Genomic DNA, 16,085 nt, shown 5'->3' on the forward strand with positions numbered 1-16,085 from the left:
ACGGTCGGTTACATTCACGCCATGGCTGTCAGTGGAAACAGAGAAGTCGAGATCGAGGCACCACCGGCCGACGTGCTCGCGGTCATCGCGGACCTCGAGGGTCTGCCGGCCTGGTCGTCGATCCACAAGAAGGTGTCGGTGCGCGAGCGTGACGATCAGGGTCGTCCCGTCCTCGCCGAGATGACCGTCGCCGTCATGGGATTCACCGACGAGCAGGTGCTGCGCTTCACGTGGTCCGACATGTCGGTGGAATGGGACGTCGTCGAGAGCACCCAGCAGAAGTCTCAGCACGCGGAGTACCGCCTCAGCGAGACCGACAAGGGCACTCACCTCGAGTTCGAGATCACGCTCGACCCGAAGATCCCCGTGCCGGGATTCATCGTCAAACGCGGGACCAAGTCCGTCCTCGAGACGGCGACCGACGGACTGCGCCAGCAGGTCGTCGGCTGACGTCGCGGCGTCGGCGTCAGCCGCGCGCGGCCAGCACCGCTTCGTAGAGCGCACGCTTGGACACGTCCGCCGCCGTCGTGGTGGCCACCCGTGCGCACGCGTCCTTGAGGCCGAGCCCGGCGGACACGAGATCCTCCACCTCCGCGACGAGGTCGGCGGGATCCGCGCTGACCGGCTCGGCTCCGGCCAGGACCACCGTGATCTCGCCGCGCACGCCGTCGGTGGCCCACGCGGCCAACTCCCCCAGCGTCCCTCGCTTCACTTCCTCGTAGGTCTTGGTCAATTCCCGGCACACCGCGGCGCGCCGATCGGGGCCGAGTACCTCGGACGCGTCGGCGAGGCAGTCCGCGATGCGGTGCGGGGCCTCGAAGAACACGACGGCGCGGCTCTCCGTCGTCAGCGTGCGCATCCACGCCTGCCGGGGACCACGCTTGCGAGGGGCGAATCCGTCGAAGCAGAAGCGCTCCACCGGCAACCCCGACAGGGCCAGTGCGGTGGTCACGGCGGACGGCCCGGGCAGGCAGGTCACGCCGATCCCCGCCTCTGCGCACGCGGCCACCAGTCGGTAACCCGGGTCGCTCACGGAGGGCATACCGGCGTCGGTGACCAGCAGGACCCGCCGCCCCTCGCGCATCTCGGCGAGCAGCAGGGGAACCCGATCGACCTCGACCTGGTCGTAGAAACTGACGACGCGACCGGTGATCTGCACCCCGAGTGCCGTGGCCAAGGACTTCGTGCGACGCGTGTCCTCCGCCGCGACGACATCGGCCGTGGCCAGTGCGTCGCGCAGTCGGGGCGACGCGTCTGCGGGGTCCCCCATCGGTGTCGCACCGAGTACCAGCACGCGTCGTCCTCATCTCGCTCGTCGGTCACGACCGCGGTCGCCGTCGGCATCTAGCCTACGATCGAATCGTGACCCTCGTGACCGCGCGTATCCCCACCGGTCGCGACGGTTCCGACGAGTACCTCACCGCGCCGCGCCCCGCTCTCCCGCCCGCAGTATTCGGGCCCACCGACCGCATGCGCGGATGGATCGTCACCGCGGTCCTCACGGTCCTCGCGGCCGTCACCCGCTTCACGATGCTCGGCTATCCGACCGACGCCGGCACCCCGGTGTTCGACGAGAAGCACTACGCCCCGCAGGGCTACCAGGTGCTCACCGGCGGCGGCGTCGAGGACAACCCGGCCTACGGCCTCGTCGTCCACCCGCCCGTCGGCAAGCAGCTGATCGCCGTCGGCGAGGCACTGTTCGGCTACACCGGATGGGGTTGGCGGCTGTCGTCGGCCGTCTTCGGTGTGATCCTCGTTCTCCTCGTCGTCCGCATCGTGCGCCGCATGACGCGCTCGACGCTGCTGGGCGCGATCGCAGGGATCCTCATGATCGTGGACGGTGTCACGTTCGTGACGTCCCGAGTCGGCATGCTCGACATCTTCATGGTGGTGTTCGTCGTCGCCGCGTTCGGCGCTCTGGTCCGCGACCGGGACGACGTCCGGGAGCGGTTGCACCGGGTCGCCGTCGAGGGCCGCATGAAGATGACCACGTGGGGCCCGCGTCTCGGCGTCCGCTGGTGGCGGTTCGGCGGCGGACTCCTGCTCGGTCTGGCGTGCGGAACGAAGTGGTCGGGTATCTACTTCGTCGCGTTCTTCGGACTGCTCAGCGTCGCCTTCGACGTCGCGGCGCGTCGCCAGTACGGGGTCACCCGGCCGTGGGTCGGCACCGCCGTGCGCGACGTCGGACCCGCGCTGTACGCGCTGGTGGCGATTCCGCTCGTCGTCTATCTGGCCACCTACGCCGGCTGGTTCGCCAGTGAGACCGGCGTCGACCGGAACGCCGTGGGCACCGACATCGGGACGGGCGGACCGTTCTCGTTCGTGCCCGCCGCTCTGCGCTCACTCTGGTACTACAGCGGCAACGTCCTCGACTTCCACGCCGGACTGACCAACTCGGCCGGTAACCGCCACCCGTGGGAGTCCAAGCCATGGACGTGGCCGATGGGTCTGCGGCCGATGCTCTACTACTTCGCCGACGGGCAGCAGATCACCGGTTGTTCGACGGGCGGCAACTGCGTCAAGGCCGTCATGCTCATCGGCACGCCTGCTCTGTGGTGGGTCGCGTTCCCGATGCTCGGCTGGGCGCTGTGGAGCACCGTGGCCCGCCGCGACTGGCGCTACGCCGCCGTGCTCGTCGGCTACGGCGCCGGCATCCTGCCGTGGTTCCTGACCCTCGACCGTCAGATGTACTTCTTCTACGCCGCGGCGCTCGCGCCCTTCCTCGTCATGGGCGTCACCCTGGTCCTCGGCGACATCCTCGGGCGAGGACTCTGCGGTGGGCAGGGTCGCGAGCGCCGCACGCTCGGTCTGCTGCTGGTCTCGCTGTACGTCGCCGTGGTGATCGCCAACTTCGTGTGGCTCTGGCCGATCCTCACGGGTCTGCCCATCAGTCAGGAGACGTGGCAGCAGCAGCTCTGGTTGCCGAGCTGGCGCTGACCGCTCAGAGCTCGGTGCGCCCGGCCTTCGTCAGCCGGAGACGTCGACGACGTTGCGTGAGCACCAGTGGATCGTGCGACAGGTCGCGGTAGAGCGACACCGACAGCCCGATCATGACCAGCACGAACGGCGCCGCGGCGATGATTGTCATGGTCTGCAAGCCGTTGAGCGCGTCCGCGCCGCCCGTCCACAGGATGATCGCGGCGGTGCCACCGGTGATGGCTCCCCAGAACACGACGACCCAGCGGCTGGGCTCGAGGGTTCCGCGCTGACTGAGGGTGCCCATGACCATGGACGCCGCGTCGGCACCGGAGACGAAGAAGACGGCCACGAGAATCATCACGACGACCGTCGACAGCCCGAAGAGCGGCAGGTTCTCGAGCATGCCGAACAGCTGAGACTCGCTGCTGCCGCGCGCGGCCAGGTCGATGCCGTCGCGCTGTTCGCCGATACCGGCTCCGCCGAAGATCGAGAACCACACCAGGCTCACGGCACTCGGGATCACGATGACACCGATGATGAACTCACGAACGGTGCGGCCACGGCTGATGCGGGCGAGGAACATGCCGACGAAGGGGGTCCAGGAGACCCACCAGGCCCAGTAGAAGATCGTCCACGACGACAGCCACGACGCGGTCTCCGGATCGGACGACGCCGCCGAGCGAGCCGACATGTGGAACAGCTGGCTCGCGTAGTCGCCGATGGTGGTGGGAATCAGGTTGAGGATCAACACCGTCGGGCCCAGCACGAACACGAAGAGTGCGAGGACGAGTGCCAGCACCATGTTGATGTTGGACAGCCACTGGATGCCCTTGGCGACGCCGGAGACCGCGGACGCGACGAAGGCGAGGGTCAACAGCGCGACGATGGCGACGAGCAGGAGCGTGCCGGCCTCACCGAGCCAGCCGATGACCTCGACACCCGAACCGATTTGCAGCGCACCGAGTCCGAGGGAGGCGGCGGTACCGAACAGCGTCGCGAAGATGGCGAGGATGTCGATGACCTTGCCGATCGGGCCCTCGGCGCGGCGGCCGAGCAGGGGGAGGAAGGCGGAGCTGATGAGCTGACGACGGCCGCGGCGATAGGTGCTGTACGCGACGGCGAGACCCATGACGGCGTAGATGGACCACGGATGCAGGCTCCAGTGGAACATCGTGGTGGCCATGGCCGTTCCGACACTGCTGTCGGTGCCGGGCGGCGGCGTGACGAAGTGCGTCAGCGGCTCGGAGACGCCGTAGAACATCAACCCGATGCCCATGCCGGCGCTGAACATCATGGCGATCCAGCTGACGGTCTTGAACTCCGGCTTCTCCCCGTCCTTGCCGAGCGGGATACGTCCGTACTTCGACATCGCCAGGTAGATGCAGAAGAGCACGAAACCGGTGGCGGAGATGATGAACAGCCAGCCCATGTTGGTGACGAGCCAGTCCAGCATCGAGGACGTCACGTTCTCGAGGCTCGTCGGTCCGGCCAGTCCCCAGACGATGATGCCCGTGACGACGGCTGCCGCGACGCCGAACACCACGGGGTCGAGGGTGGCGCGCCGCGGCGCCGGTTCCTGCGACCCGGGGTCCTGCGCATCGGGGTGCGCGGAGGTGGGCAGCACGGCAGATGCCGCGGACGAGGGAACGTCCGCGGCATCATCGCGTGGGGTGTCAGCCGGTCCTGTGTCCGTGTCCATACGCGATGTCATGAGACGTCACGTTGCTCGCCTCGACGCCCCGGTGCAAGTTCACAGACTGTTTTTGCAGGTCAGGACGATACGCGTGCACGTGACTTCGGACGGCGGAATGCGCGGTCGACACTGTACGTGCCCGAGCCGACTGCCGCGAGGAGAAGCGCTCCGGCGCCGAGTGCGACGACCAGTTCCCAGCCGCCCTCGCCGACGAACACGCCCTTGTCGAGGTGCACGAAAACGAGCGCGCCGACCATGTCGACGACCAGCAGCAGAGCCGCGACGGACGTCAGCACGCCCAGGATCAGAGCGGCTCCACCGATGAGCTCGACGAAGGTGGCGAAGTACGCCGACACCTGCGGGGCCGGAATGCCCATGCCCTCGAAGCCGGCGGTGGTGGCATCGAGCCCGTTGGTACGCAGTTTCTGCCACCCGTGGGCGACGAACACGACGCCCAGGGCGATGCGCGCGACGAGTGCGGCGATGTCTCGAACGACGACAGGTGTCTTCACAGTGATCCTCTGATGGGTCGGGGTGGATTCGGGATCACGATGACACACTTAGGTTGAAGCGTCAACCTTGGTGGTGTCAGGAGTCTGTGAGCGCCGTCCGGACGTAGCGCAGAGCCACCTCGTCGTCGATGCCGGCGCGACGCGCCGCGCGGACGTACTCCGTGGCCGCGAGTTGCACTGCCCCGGCCGAAGGATCGCCGCCGGCCGCCACGAAGGTGCCCGACCGCCCCCGGGTCTCGATCACGCCGTCCTTCTCGAGTTCGCGGTACGCCTTCGCCACCGTGTTGGGAGCGAGGTCCAGCGTCGCCGCGAGAGCTCGCACCGTCGGCAGTTTCGATCCCGCGATGAGCTGCCCCGACCGCACCGCGGCCACGATCTGCGACCGCACCTGGTCGAACGGCGCCGTCCCCGACGCACCGTCGATCGTGAACCTCATCGGTCCCACTCCCGCCATACTTGCTCCATGTCCGTCACGATCTATCACAACCCCCGGTGCTCGACGTCCCGCAACGTACTCGCGGCCATCCGCGACGCGGGGGTGGAGCCGACCATCGTGCCCTACCTGACCACCCCGCCGGACGAGGCGACGTTGCGAGCCCTCATCTCCGATGCCGGCCTCACCCCGCGCACCGCTGTACGCAAGCGCGAGACACTGTACAAGGAACTCGATCTCGCGAATGCCGACGACGAGACGGTCCTGCGCGCCATGCTGACGCATCCGGTACTCATCGAGCGGCCCTTCGTGGTCGGCGAGAAGGGCACCGTCCTGGCGCGCCCGGCGGCCACGGTGAGCACGGTCCTCTAGCCGGCCGGACATCTGCGGGAAGGCCGGAGGCCGGCCGGAGGTCAGCGGGAAGGCCGGAGGTCAGACGGGATCGCGGGCGACGGGGCAGGACATGCAGCGGGGTCCGCCGCGGCCCGACCCCAGTTCCGATCCCGAGATGCGCAGCACCTCGATGCCCGACGCCTCGAGGCGCGCGTTGGTCTCGACGTTGCGTTCGTACGCGACGACGACGCCGGGAGCCAGTGCGAGCGTGTTGTTCCCGTCGTCCCACTGCTCACGTTCGGCGGTGACGTTGTCGAGTCCGGTGTCGATGACCCGCAGTTTGCCGATACCCATGGCGTCGGCCGCGGCGTCGAGGAACGGGCCCGCGCCGGTGATGGTCACACCGGTGTCCTCGCGACGAATCGTGAACGCGGACAGCGTGTCCTGGATGATCGGGTACATCACCACCGCGTCGGTGTCGACCATCGTGCACACGGTGTCCAGGTGCATCGACGCCCGTTCCTGCGCGATGGGCACCACGAGCACGGTGTGCGCGAGGTCGTCGTCGAAGAGGCTGCGCGCGAGCGCTTCGGCACCGGCGGGCGTGGTGCGTTCACCGACTCCCACGGCGACGACGCCGGGCGCCATCAGCAGCACGTCGCCGCCCTCCACCGGCGCGGTGTGCGACTCGTAGGCCCGGCGCACACCGAGGAATCGTGGATGGAAGGCGTAGATCAGATCCGTCAGCGACGTCTCCCGAGCGCGGGCCCGCAGCGCCAGTGACGTGATCGCGACGCGTTGCTGGATCCAGAACGACGAGTCGCGGGTGAACAGCAGGTTCGGGAGCGGCTCGATGACGAAGTCGCCGCCGTGGTGCATGCGCCGGACCAGCGAGACACCCGAGTCGTCCGCGACCGGCAGTTCGTCGAAGGTCATGCCCGCCATCAGCACGGTCGCCAGTTCGGGTGCGGGCAGGCCGCGGAGGTAGGTCGCCAGGTCCCGGGCGAGCACGTGTCCGAGCCGCCGGGGTTCCACCGCGGCGGCGACACCCTGCACGCGTGCGGCACCGCTGAGGGCCAGGGTCTCGGTCAGCAGATCACCGAGCAGGAGGACCTCGACACCGCGTCCTCGCAGCAGGTCGGCGAACGCGTCGTGCTCGTCGCGAGCGCGGTCCACCCACGGCAGTCCATCGAACAGCAGCTGATCGTTGTTGCGTGGGGTGAGTCGGCGCAGCTCGTCGCCAGGGCGGTGCAGCATGACCGTCCGGAGCGTTCCCACCTCGGAATCCGCTCCCAGCGGAGCCGTCGCGTCCATGCCAGAACGGTAGTGCGTGAGCGCCGACTCGGCACGCGCTCCGCCGCGACACGCGTGTGAGGTCAGCGCAGCAGTCGGGAGAAGTAGTCGTTGGCCGCCTGCATGGTCATCTCGTAGGGGCGCGCGAACTTGCGCGACACCCAGTACCCCACCCGGATGTCGTTGCTCGAGTAGACGAGGAAGTGCCGCTTCGCCATCCCGGTCAGGATCTTCTCCGCGACCACCTCGGGCGACACGGCGTGGGCCTCGAAGCGTGCGGTCAGCTTTCTCACGCGTGGGTCGTCGCGATCCACGCCGGCGATGTCCACCGTCTCGACGAGCGGTGTCCGCACCGCCCCGGGGACCACGAGCGAGACGTCGATGCCGTGCCGGGCGAGGTCGTAGCGCAACACCTCGGACATGCCGCGCACGCCGAACTTGCTGGCGCTGTAGGCCGCGTGCCACGGATACGCGAGCAGGCCGGCCGACGACGACACGTTGACCAGGTACCCACCGCGACCCGCCGCGATCATCGGGGGAACGAAGCACTGGGTGACGTGGATCGGGCCCATCAGGTTGATGTCGATCAGCGCCTTCCACGTCTCGTGGGCCATGTTCTCGACGGTGCCCCACGCGGAGATCCCGGCCACGTTCATGACGACGTCGACGCTGCCCACCTCGGCGTGCACGGCGTCCGCGAACGAGGCGACGACGTCGTGGTCGGAGACGTCGAGCGCACGCGAGGCGACGACGCTGCCGCCGTTCTCGGCGATGGTGGCGGCCGTGGCGGCCAGTCCCGCCTCCGCGATGTCCGTGACGACCAGCCGCGCCCCACGCCGCGCGGCCTCGATGGCCGTGGCGCGACCGATGCCGCTGGCGGCGCCGGTGACCAGCACGATTGCCCCGCGCAGGTCGGTCCACGACCGCCGCGGACGTCTCCCACCCAGCCTGCTCTGCACCATCGCGTCGCACTCCCCCCTCGCCGGCCTGCTGTGGTGCCCGACACTACCGGTCGAGTGTGCGCGCTCCGACTTGTCAGAGTCCCGACGACCGGCGCAGAATCTGCCACCATGGCGTTGATCTCGAAGGGCTTCGTGGGCCGCCGGCGCGGCGACGACGGCCGGACTCCCCCCGGCCAGTACCTGACCAACGATTTCCCGGTTCTCGCCATCGGGCCCGCGCCCGTGGTCGCGACCGACACGTGGTCGTTCTCCATCACGTCCGAGACCGGTGAGACCCGGACCTGGACGTGGGACGAGGTGGCCGCGCTGCCGCACGAGACCCCGACGGTCGACATCCACTGTGTCACCAAGTGGTCGAAGCTCGACACCAACTGGAATGGCGTGAGTCTCGACGTGTTGCTGGACGGTCTCGACACCGAGGCGGGGTACGTCGTCGTGCACGGCTTCGACGGATACACCACCAATCTGCCCCTCGAGGACCTGCGAGACGGGAAGGCCTGGCTGGTCACCGAGTTCGACGGAGAGCCGCTCGCACGCGAACACGGCGGTCCCGCACGGCTTCTCGTGCCGCACCTGTATTTCTGGAAGTCGGCGAAGTGGGTCTCGCGCATCGAGCTCACCGAGGAGAACGAACAGGGATTCTGGGAGCGCGGCGGCTATCACGACTACGGCGACCCGTGGCGCGAGCAGCGATACCAGGGCGACTGACGTGACCACCGGATCCACGGCCGGGGTCGGGGCCAGGCCCTGGCTCGTCTCGACCGTGCTCGAGGTGCGGCGCGAGACACCGACCGCCTCGACGCTGGTGCTCGACGTCGACGGCTGGCCGGGACATCTCGCCGGACAGCACGTGGACGTGAAGCTGACCGCCGAGGACGGGTACAGCGCGCAGCGCAGCTACTCCCTCGCCTCCGCACCGGACGGCACGTCGCGCATCGAGATCGCCGTGCAGAACGTCTCCGACGGCGAGGTGTCCCCCTACCTCGTCGGCGCCGTCGAGGTGGGCGACCGGTTCGAGATCCGCGGACCCGTCGGCCGGTGGTTCGTCTGGCGGCCGTCGGCACCCACCGAGACCCCGTCACCGCCTGTCCTGCTGGTGGGCGGCGGCTCGGGCATCGTTCCGCTCCGCGCGATGGTCCGCGCGCAGGCCGCGGCGGGATCGAGCGGCGGCCGGGTGCCGTTCCGCGTGCTCTACTCGGTCCGTGAACCGGCGGAGGTGTACTTCGCCGACGAGTGGGCGCATCCGCCCGCGGGAGTCGACGTCACCACGCTCTACACGCGGCGCGCTCCCACCGGCTCCCGCAGGCCGCTCGGCCGCATCACGATCGAGGATCTCGACGCGCACGGGTGGCCCGCCGAGTTCGAGCCGCGGTGCTACATCTGCGGGCCCACGAGCTTCGTCGACACGGTCGCGGACATGCTGGTCGAGCGAGGACATGCACCGGCGAACATCCGCACGGAGCGCTTCGGACCCAGCTGACAACCGTCCCCGCCCGGCCGAGTTCAGAGGCGGGTGGTCATCTCGTCCTGGTAGTCGCAGACAGTGCGTTCGATGCGTGCGGCATCGTCGGCGTCACCGCGTTTCCGAGCGTCGTCCGCGCGTGACTGCAGCACGCGGATGGCCTTGCGCAGCTCGTTGTCGGACATGCGGCGGTCGGTGCGTTCGCGCGTGGCGATGTCTTCCATGGGTCTCTCCCGACGTCACTCGTGCGGTCGACACACGATGCCGTGTGTCTCACGTCACAGTGTGCGCCGGGAGAGCGCCGAACGCTAGTGGTTGCTGGAGACGCCGGTGTCGCTGGTGGCGTCGGCACCCGAGCGATCGCGTACGAAGCTGGAGAGGCTTCGCGAGGCGAACTCGCGGAAGTACGGGAGCTTCGCCGGAGGCACGAGCGAGGGCAGGATGGTGTGCCAGACCTGCTCCATGCGCACGGCGGCACCGTCGAGGCGCGCAGTGCCCTCGGCGACCATCAGCACGCCACTGAGCATCTCCGAGACCAGGCAGGACGCGGTCTCGGCGTCCAGCGAGTCGATGACGTCACCGTGCTCGATGGCACGCTCGAAGAGGTGCGAGAAGATGTTCTGCCACGTACCGAAGACGCTCCCCCGCGTGGGGTCCGGTGCGTCCACCTCGAGCTGCAGGCGGTACATGATGCGCACCAGGTTGTCGGTATTGGCAAGGTCGAGAACGGAATACGTGATCCCGATGACGGATTCCAGTGCGGGAGAACGGCTGTCGACCATTCCGGTGCAGGCGGCCGCGACACGCTCACGACCCTCGTCGACGAGCGCGCGCGCCAGCTCTTCCTTGGACGCGAAGTGGAAGTACAGCGCGCCCTTGGTCACACCCGACTCCGCCGAGACCTGGCTCAGGGTCGCCGTGGCGTGGCCGACCCGCAGGAACAGATCGGCGGCAGCCCGCAGGGCCGCGGACCGCGTTGCCTCTGCACGTAATTGCCTGACCATTGTTACTCCCCACTAGTCACGCGCGTTCGGACCGGTGCTCCGAACCGCCGGTGTGAATCCCGTGTCACACCCTTCTACTGCGCGTGATCATGATAGGCACAGGTTGGACTCGAACACCGCCACAGAAATGCACTCGAGACAAAATCACAATGACGACCAGCGCTCGAGCGAGTCCAGGCACCGCTCCGACTGCTTCTACTCGTCGGTAGGTTCTTTATCTCGACGAGAGCCGACTTCTCGTCCGCCGGCACCGGACGTCGGCGCACGTCATTGCAGCGAGACGGCGACGAAGATCTCGACGTTCCCGTCGGCTGAGAGGCACTCGAACTCCACCCCGCCGGCGCGCACGATCGAGCCGTCGGCGATGGCCTCCTCGGCCTGCGCCCACGCGTCCTCCGCCCGGTCGGGCAGCGTCATCGACGGCGTGAAGACCGCGAACGCTCCCGACGGAACCGTGACGAAGACGTCGCCGATCGGCACGTCGTCGACGTTCCCACGAGGTACGCCGACGACGACGTTGCAGACACCACGCTGATCCGGGACGTAGACGGTGTAGACGTCGGCGTCCTCCGGTTCGCGTTCGCGGATGCGTTCACGCAGGAACACGACGAGATCGCTGGCGCTGCCCTCGGGTCCGGGATCGACACCGGGCACGACCAGTCCGCCGAACACCATGCTCGGACGTGCCACGAGACGGAACGTCATCCCGCACCGCCGACGCCCCGCGAGCCGGGCGTCGCGACCGGAACGTACATCTCGATCTTGTACGCGTGGGGATACACCTCGAACTCACCGGTGAAGGCGCGAGTGAAGGACCCCATCTCCTCCGCGTGGGTGATCTCGTTCCACAGCGTCGTCAGGACCTGCGGAAAATTGCCGACTGCTGAGAATTTCGCATAGCGACCCGCCGGCACACGCGCCACGATGTGCCCGCGGCGCACGTCACCGTCCGCGACGCGGTACCCGACGATCTGCGTGCTGTAGGACCCGATCGCGGGAACGAAGTCGGTGTAGATCGACCCGAGCGGTTCACCGATGTCCTGGTTCAGGATTCCGGACCACGCACGTTCGAGATTGGTGTCATAGAGAGAGCCCAACGCCCGTTTCGGGCTACGCACAGGGAGACCCGCAACCCACGTTTCCGCGAGGTCGACGAATTCGATGGTCATGACGGGCTCCCGTGCAACGGCTTCGATGTCCGCGTGGTGGTCACTGACATTCCGGCGGACCGGCACTCGCGACCCCGCCCGGAGAAGTGCCCACCCGCCGAATACCACGACGCGCCCTCACCATACAGTGCCGCGTCAGGGGAGAACGGATACCCCGTGCGATCCGTCCATTCCTGCCGAGGCCGGCAACGCCTCCACGGGCGGCGGTGCATCGGATCGCCACTGCACCACGGCGGCTCCCGTCAGAATTGCTGCACCACCTGCGATTTGAGTGAGAGACACCGTCTCGCCGAGCAGGAGCCACGCCGCAACCACCGCGCACAGCACCTCGACCAGCGCGATCACCGATGCGGTCGATGCCCCGAGAGCGCGGGACGCCATGATCCCGAAAACGTACGCGACGGCTGCGGAGACCAGGGCGAGCACTGCGACGGCAGTCCACCACGGCCACGCCCGGCCGTCGAGAGCGACGTCGTTCGTCGACACCTGCAACGGAACCATTCCCAGCATTCCGGCGACGCCGACCACAATGGCGCCCACCGCCAGTCCGGCGGCCGAGAGAACCAACGGATCGACGGCGTCACCCTGTTTCGCGGACACCACGAAGTAGAACGCGAGACACACGGCGGCGGACAGTCCCCAGAGCACGCCGACAGGATCGAACACGGCGCCGTCGAACACGTCGAGCACGACCAGCGCACCGCCGAGCGCGAGTGCGACACCCGCCATCGTCGTCGGGCGGGGGCGCCGCCGGGTGGTGATCCAGATCCAGCCGATCACCAGGACCGGCCCGAGGTACTCGAGCATGAGTGCGACACCCACCGAGAGGTGTTGGATCGCATTGAAGAAGCAGACCTGGGCTCCTGCCACCGCGACGACGCCGTACGCGACGACGGTGACGGGAGCCGAGAGCACCCCGCGGAGTGCGCCGCGGCGCAGCAGGACGACGACGGGCAGGAGGATCACCGCACCGCCCACGATGCGAGCGAGCACCGCGGACTCGGGCGACCACCCGGTGTCGGTGAGCGCCTTCGCGAACGGGCCCGACATTCCGAACGCGATCGCGGAGGTCACGGCGAACGCGACACCGGAACGGGAGGACACCATGAGCGGCCCTTTCGAGGATCCGGCCACACCGTCGGGTACGTCGCCCGTCATGTCATGACCGTAACTGTAGATTGGTCATGACACTAGAGACCCGGAAGGTCAGGAGTCAAATGCTTTTTGCTCATGACACACGCACCGCCCTCGTCTGGGCGGCGGCGCTGATCAACACCGCCGCGAACGGCGAGGACCACCTCCCTGACGTGAGCACCCTGTCGTCGATGCTCGACGAGCACGAGTGGACGGGGCGCCGCGACGGCACACAGGAGGAACTCGACGCCGTGCGGGCCCTGCGCCCGGCCTGGCGGGCGCTGTGGGAGACGGGCGAACCCGACGCCGTCGTACCCGTCGTCAACGCGATGCTGGCCGCATCCGACGCCCGGCCGTACCTCACCCGCCACGGCGACTGGGGCTGGCACATGCACGTCAGCGACGACGACGCGCCCCTCGCCGATCGCATGACGGCCGAGACCGCCGTCGCCCTCGCCGACATGGTGCGGTCGGACGAGCTCGAGCGGCTCCGCCTGTGCGACGCACCGGACTGCGACGCGGTGCTCGTCGACCTCTCCCGCAACCGATCGAGGCGGTACTGCGACACCGGAAACTGCGGCAACCGCGCCAACGTCGCCGCGTACCGGGCCCGCAAGAAGATCTGACGACCGCCGGTCCCGGTGAACCGATATTCGCATAATTTCTGATGATCCGGATTCACTCCGTGGTCACCGGACCAGCCACTCGGAACTGCCCCACAGGATAACGGTGGTTCGCTCCATCTGTTGTGGCGCAACATCATACGACTCATCGGTGGCTTTGACGCCACCTGCAGCCGGGGTTACCGTCGGTGATCGCGGCGGCCCGCCGGGCCGCACGCCTCATCGCTTCTCCTCGTCTCGGGAGCCACACCATGTCGATCTCGACGTCCCTCGACGGGCGGGTGCAGAGCCACACCCGCGCGCATCTGTCCGAGTCTCGTGCACGCGTGGCCTCCATGCTGGGCGACATCGTCGAGGACCGCTCGCTCGGAGCCAGACTGTGGTCGACCGACGACGTCGAGTACCTCAACTGCGGCGGGTACGGGACCCTCCTGCTCGGCGCCCGGCATCCCCGCGTCGTCGACGCGGTGATCGCCCAGCTCGGACGCCATCCCGTCTCCACCCGCACCCTGCTCGAACCTCGGGTGGCCGAGGCCGCGGCGGCACTGGCGGCCCGCCTGCCGGACCCGCTGTCGAAGGTCTACTTCGGCGCCTCCGGAACCGAGGCCACCGAAGCCGCCGTCAAGATGGCCTGCAGCGCCGGCCACCATCGCCTGATCGGGGCGAGCCGCGGCTACCACGGCAAGACCCTCGGCGCGCTCGCCCTCACGGCGAATCCGTCGTATCAGAACCCGTTCCGTCGACTGTTCACCGCGGCGACCACAGTTCCGTACGGCGACGTCCAGGCACTGTCGGACGCACTCGGCGACGACGCCTCCGACGCCTGCGTGGTCCTCGAACCCGTGCAGGGCGAGGGCGGGGTCGTGCTGCCGCCCCGCAACTACCTCGCGGTCGCCTCGGCACTGTGCCGTGAACGCGGAGCCCTCCTCGTGATCGACGAGATCATGACCGGCCTCGGACGCACCGGCCTGATGTGGGAGAGCGAGCGGGACGCCGTCGACGCCGACATCGTCCTCGTGGGAAAGAGTCTGGGCGGCGGCGTGATTCCCGTGTCGGCCGCCGTCGCGACACCGCGCGCCTTCCGTGCCTTCGACATCGACTTCGGCATCCACACGTCGACCTTCTCCGGTGCGCCGCTGGGGATGGCGGCCGCGTGCGCCGCGCTCGAGGTCATCGACGACGAGAAGCTGGTGGCGCGATCCGCACGGACGGGCGGACGACTGCTCGACGAGTTGCGCATACTCACAGCGGATCTCGGGACCGTGGAGGTCCGCGGTCGAGGGTTGCTCATCGGGCTGGACTTCGGCGACGCCGGCACCGCCGGCCGCTTCCTGCTCGCGCTGCTCGACCGGCGCGTCGTGGCCAACCACTCCCTGAACGCCAGTCCAGTCGTGCGTTTCACTCCCCCGGCCACGATGACCGAGGCTGATGTCGACTGGATGCTCACCGCCGTCGGCGACGCACTGCGCGAGACGTTCTCGAAAGGACACCGATGACGATTCTGCTGACCGGAGCCTCCGGCGTCGTCGGACTGCCGACGCTCCGCGCCCTCACCGAGGACCACGACGTCGTCGTGCTGGAAGGTCGACGGGCCGTGCAGCACTCGGGGATCACTGTCCGCGGCGACCTCCGCGCGCCACACCTCGGACTCGACGACCGGACGTGGTCCGCCCTCACCCGCGACGTGGACACCGTCGTGCACTGCGCCGGCGTCGTGGACTTCGGGATCGACGACGCGTCCACCCGGGCCGTCAACGTCGACGGAGTCCGCCACATCGTGGAGCTCTCCCGGGACGCGTCGGCACGCCTGGTGCACGTCAGCACCGCCTTCGTCGGCCAACCCGTGATCCCGGACGTCACCGGCGGACTCGCCACCATGCACCCCGGTGCGTACATCGCCAGCAAGAGGGACGGCGAGGATCTCGTGCGGAGCAGCGGCCTCGACTGGACCATCGTCCGCCCGTCCATCGTGTGCGGCGATTCCGAGACCGGTGAGATCTCCGAGTTGCAGGGGCTGCACACCCTCGTGCGCGCCTTCCTGCGCGGGTCGTTGCCGGTCGTCCTGTGCGAGGACGCGCGCTGCAGTACGACTTCGTGCCGTGCGACGTCGTCGCACGGTCGATCGCGACGGTGGTGAACCACCCGCGGCAGTACGACCGCGAGCACGTGTGGGTCACCAGCGGGGCCGCGGCACTGGACATCGACTCGCTCGTCGCCGTGCTGGTCGACGAGGCCACCCGCCTCGGGATCGCGGTGGACGCGCCTCGCCGGCTGCACCCGGACGTGTTCCAGCGCCTGTGGAAGCCGGCCTTCTTCGACCTGCTCGACCCCGCGTCGCAGACGAAGTTCGCCAATCTCCTCGCCTCCGTCGCGAACCTGTTCAACACCAGCCCGTTTCCCACGTCGCTCGGGTCCGGACCCCTCCCTCCCGCGCAGACGGCGGGCACCATCGAACGCTCCGCCCGCCTCACCGCCCGACATCTGGTGGAGCGCTCCCCCGGCGCCTATCCCGTCCTGCAGTCCGCCTGACCGTCGATTCCATTCGAGG

Annotated in this window: 20 protein-coding genes; 9 read left to right on the forward strand and 11 right to left on the reverse strand. The window is 68.6% G+C overall.

Going from position 1 to position 16,085, the window contains the following annotated elements:
- Positions 1–21: 21 nt before the first annotated feature.
- The gene (locus QE449_RS16190) at positions 22–450 is read left to right on the forward strand and encodes an SRPBCC family protein (RefSeq protein WP_307109155.1); all 429 of its coding nucleotides are present in this window, start codon (positions 22–24) and stop codon (positions 448–450) included.
- Positions 451–466: 16 nt separating this feature from the next.
- Here the strand turns inward: QE449_RS16190 and rsmI are convergent, their stop codons facing one another.
- Positions 467–1,294 (reverse strand): 16S rRNA (cytidine(1402)-2'-O)-methyltransferase, encoded by an 828-nt coding sequence (gene rsmI / locus QE449_RS16195; protein WP_307109156.1) that lies wholly within the window; start codon positions 1,292–1,294, stop codon positions 467–469.
- A gap of 176 nt (positions 1,295–1,470) precedes the next feature.
- Between rsmI and QE449_RS16200 the strand changes: the two genes are divergently transcribed.
- Entirely contained in the window at positions 1,471–2,937 is a 1,467-nt protein-coding gene (locus QE449_RS16200) for a dolichyl-phosphate-mannose--protein mannosyltransferase (RefSeq protein ID WP_307109743.1), read from the forward strand.
- 4 nt (positions 2,938–2,941) lie between these two features.
- Here the strand turns inward: QE449_RS16200 and QE449_RS16205 are convergent, their stop codons facing one another.
- From QE449_RS16205 to QE449_RS16215, 3 genes are all read right to left on the reverse strand, one after another.
- The gene (locus QE449_RS16205; protein ID WP_373428308.1) at positions 2,942–4,630 is read right to left on the reverse strand and encodes a BCCT family transporter; all 1,689 of its coding nucleotides are present in this window, start codon (positions 4,628–4,630) and stop codon (positions 2,942–2,944) included.
- A gap of 59 nt (positions 4,631–4,689) precedes the next feature.
- Positions 4,690–5,124, reverse strand: a complete 435-nt coding sequence (locus QE449_RS16210; RefSeq protein ID WP_027504098.1) for a DoxX family protein — start codon at positions 5,122–5,124, stop codon at positions 4,690–4,692.
- 76 nt (positions 5,125–5,200) lie between these two features.
- Positions 5,201–5,560 carry a GntR family transcriptional regulator gene (locus QE449_RS16215; RefSeq protein WP_027504099.1) on the reverse strand — a complete coding sequence of 120 codons (360 nt, stop codon included), beginning with the start codon at positions 5,558–5,560 and terminating at the stop codon, positions 5,201–5,203.
- Between the two features lie 27 nt (positions 5,561–5,587).
- Between QE449_RS16215 and arsC the strand changes: the two genes are divergently transcribed.
- Entirely contained in the window at positions 5,588–5,929 is a 342-nt protein-coding gene (gene arsC / locus QE449_RS16220; protein ID WP_027504100.1) for an arsenate reductase (glutaredoxin), read from the forward strand.
- Between the two features lie 60 nt (positions 5,930–5,989).
- Here arsC and arcA read toward each other — a convergent pair whose 3' ends face one another.
- Positions 5,990–7,204 carry an arginine deiminase gene (gene arcA / locus QE449_RS16225; protein WP_027504489.1) on the reverse strand — a complete coding sequence of 405 codons (1,215 nt, stop codon included), beginning with the start codon at positions 7,202–7,204 and terminating at the stop codon, positions 5,990–5,992.
- A 62-nt stretch (positions 7,205–7,266) separates the two neighbouring features.
- Complete coding sequence (locus QE449_RS16230; protein WP_307109157.1) at positions 7,267–8,145, reverse strand: SDR family oxidoreductase; 879 nt, start codon at positions 8,143–8,145, stop codon at positions 7,267–7,269.
- Positions 8,146–8,253: 108 nt separating this feature from the next.
- Here QE449_RS16230 and QE449_RS16235 point away from each other — a divergent pair, with 108 nt between their 5' ends.
- Positions 8,254–8,853, forward strand: coding sequence for a sulfite oxidase-like oxidoreductase (locus tag QE449_RS16235; protein WP_056447072.1), 600 nt, complete (start codon positions 8,254–8,256; stop codon positions 8,851–8,853).
- Position 8,854: 1 nt separating this feature from the next.
- Positions 8,855–9,625, forward strand: a complete 771-nt coding sequence (locus QE449_RS16240; protein WP_222650147.1) for a ferredoxin reductase — start codon at positions 8,855–8,857, stop codon at positions 9,623–9,625.
- Between the two features lie 23 nt (positions 9,626–9,648).
- Here the strand turns inward: QE449_RS16240 and QE449_RS16245 are convergent, their stop codons facing one another.
- From QE449_RS16245 to QE449_RS16265, 5 genes are all read right to left on the reverse strand, one after another.
- The gene (locus QE449_RS16245) at positions 9,649–9,831 is read right to left on the reverse strand and encodes a hypothetical protein (protein WP_307109775.1); all 183 of its coding nucleotides are present in this window, start codon (positions 9,829–9,831) and stop codon (positions 9,649–9,651) included.
- An 84-nt stretch (positions 9,832–9,915) separates the two neighbouring features.
- Positions 9,916–10,611 (reverse strand): TetR/AcrR family transcriptional regulator, encoded by a 696-nt coding sequence (locus tag QE449_RS16250; protein ID WP_051612955.1) that lies wholly within the window; start codon positions 10,609–10,611, stop codon positions 9,916–9,918.
- 267 nt (positions 10,612–10,878) lie between these two features.
- Positions 10,879–11,301, reverse strand: a complete 423-nt coding sequence (locus tag QE449_RS16255; RefSeq protein WP_162247027.1) for an effector binding domain-containing protein — start codon at positions 11,299–11,301, stop codon at positions 10,879–10,881.
- A gap of 11 nt (positions 11,302–11,312) precedes the next feature.
- Entirely contained in the window at positions 11,313–11,780 is a 468-nt protein-coding gene (locus tag QE449_RS16260) for an effector binding domain-containing protein (protein WP_027504104.1), read from the reverse strand.
- Between the two features lie 135 nt (positions 11,781–11,915).
- Positions 11,916–12,938, reverse strand: a complete 1,023-nt coding sequence (locus QE449_RS16265) for a DMT family transporter (RefSeq protein WP_082544602.1) — start codon at positions 12,936–12,938, stop codon at positions 11,916–11,918.
- A gap of 59 nt (positions 12,939–12,997) precedes the next feature.
- On the opposite strand from QE449_RS16265, the gene QE449_RS16270 reads away from it, so the two are divergent.
- From QE449_RS16270 to QE449_RS16285, 4 genes are all read left to right on the forward strand, one after another.
- Positions 12,998–13,540: a CGNR zinc finger domain-containing protein gene (locus QE449_RS16270; RefSeq protein ID WP_027504105.1), complete on the forward strand. Its 543-nt coding sequence runs from the start codon at positions 12,998–13,000 to the stop codon at positions 13,538–13,540.
- 248 nt (positions 13,541–13,788) lie between these two features.
- Entirely contained in the window at positions 13,789–15,033 is a 1,245-nt protein-coding gene (locus tag QE449_RS16275) for an aspartate aminotransferase family protein (RefSeq protein WP_307095328.1), read from the forward strand.
- Entirely contained in the window at positions 15,030–15,674 is a 645-nt protein-coding gene (locus QE449_RS16280) for an SDR family oxidoreductase (RefSeq protein ID WP_307109158.1), read from the forward strand. The genes QE449_RS16275 and QE449_RS16280 overlap by 4 nt, the downstream gene beginning before the upstream one ends.
- Complete coding sequence (locus QE449_RS16285) at positions 15,668–16,066, forward strand: hypothetical protein (RefSeq protein ID WP_307109159.1); 399 nt, start codon at positions 15,668–15,670, stop codon at positions 16,064–16,066. Before QE449_RS16280 ends, QE449_RS16285 begins: the two co-directional genes overlap by 7 nt.
- Positions 16,067–16,085 lie beyond the last annotated feature (19 nt).

The sequence above is a fragment of the Rhodococcus sp. SORGH_AS_0303 genome (assembly GCF_030819335.1).
Taxonomy (GTDB): domain Bacteria; phylum Actinomycetota; class Actinomycetes; order Mycobacteriales; family Mycobacteriaceae; genus Rhodococcoides.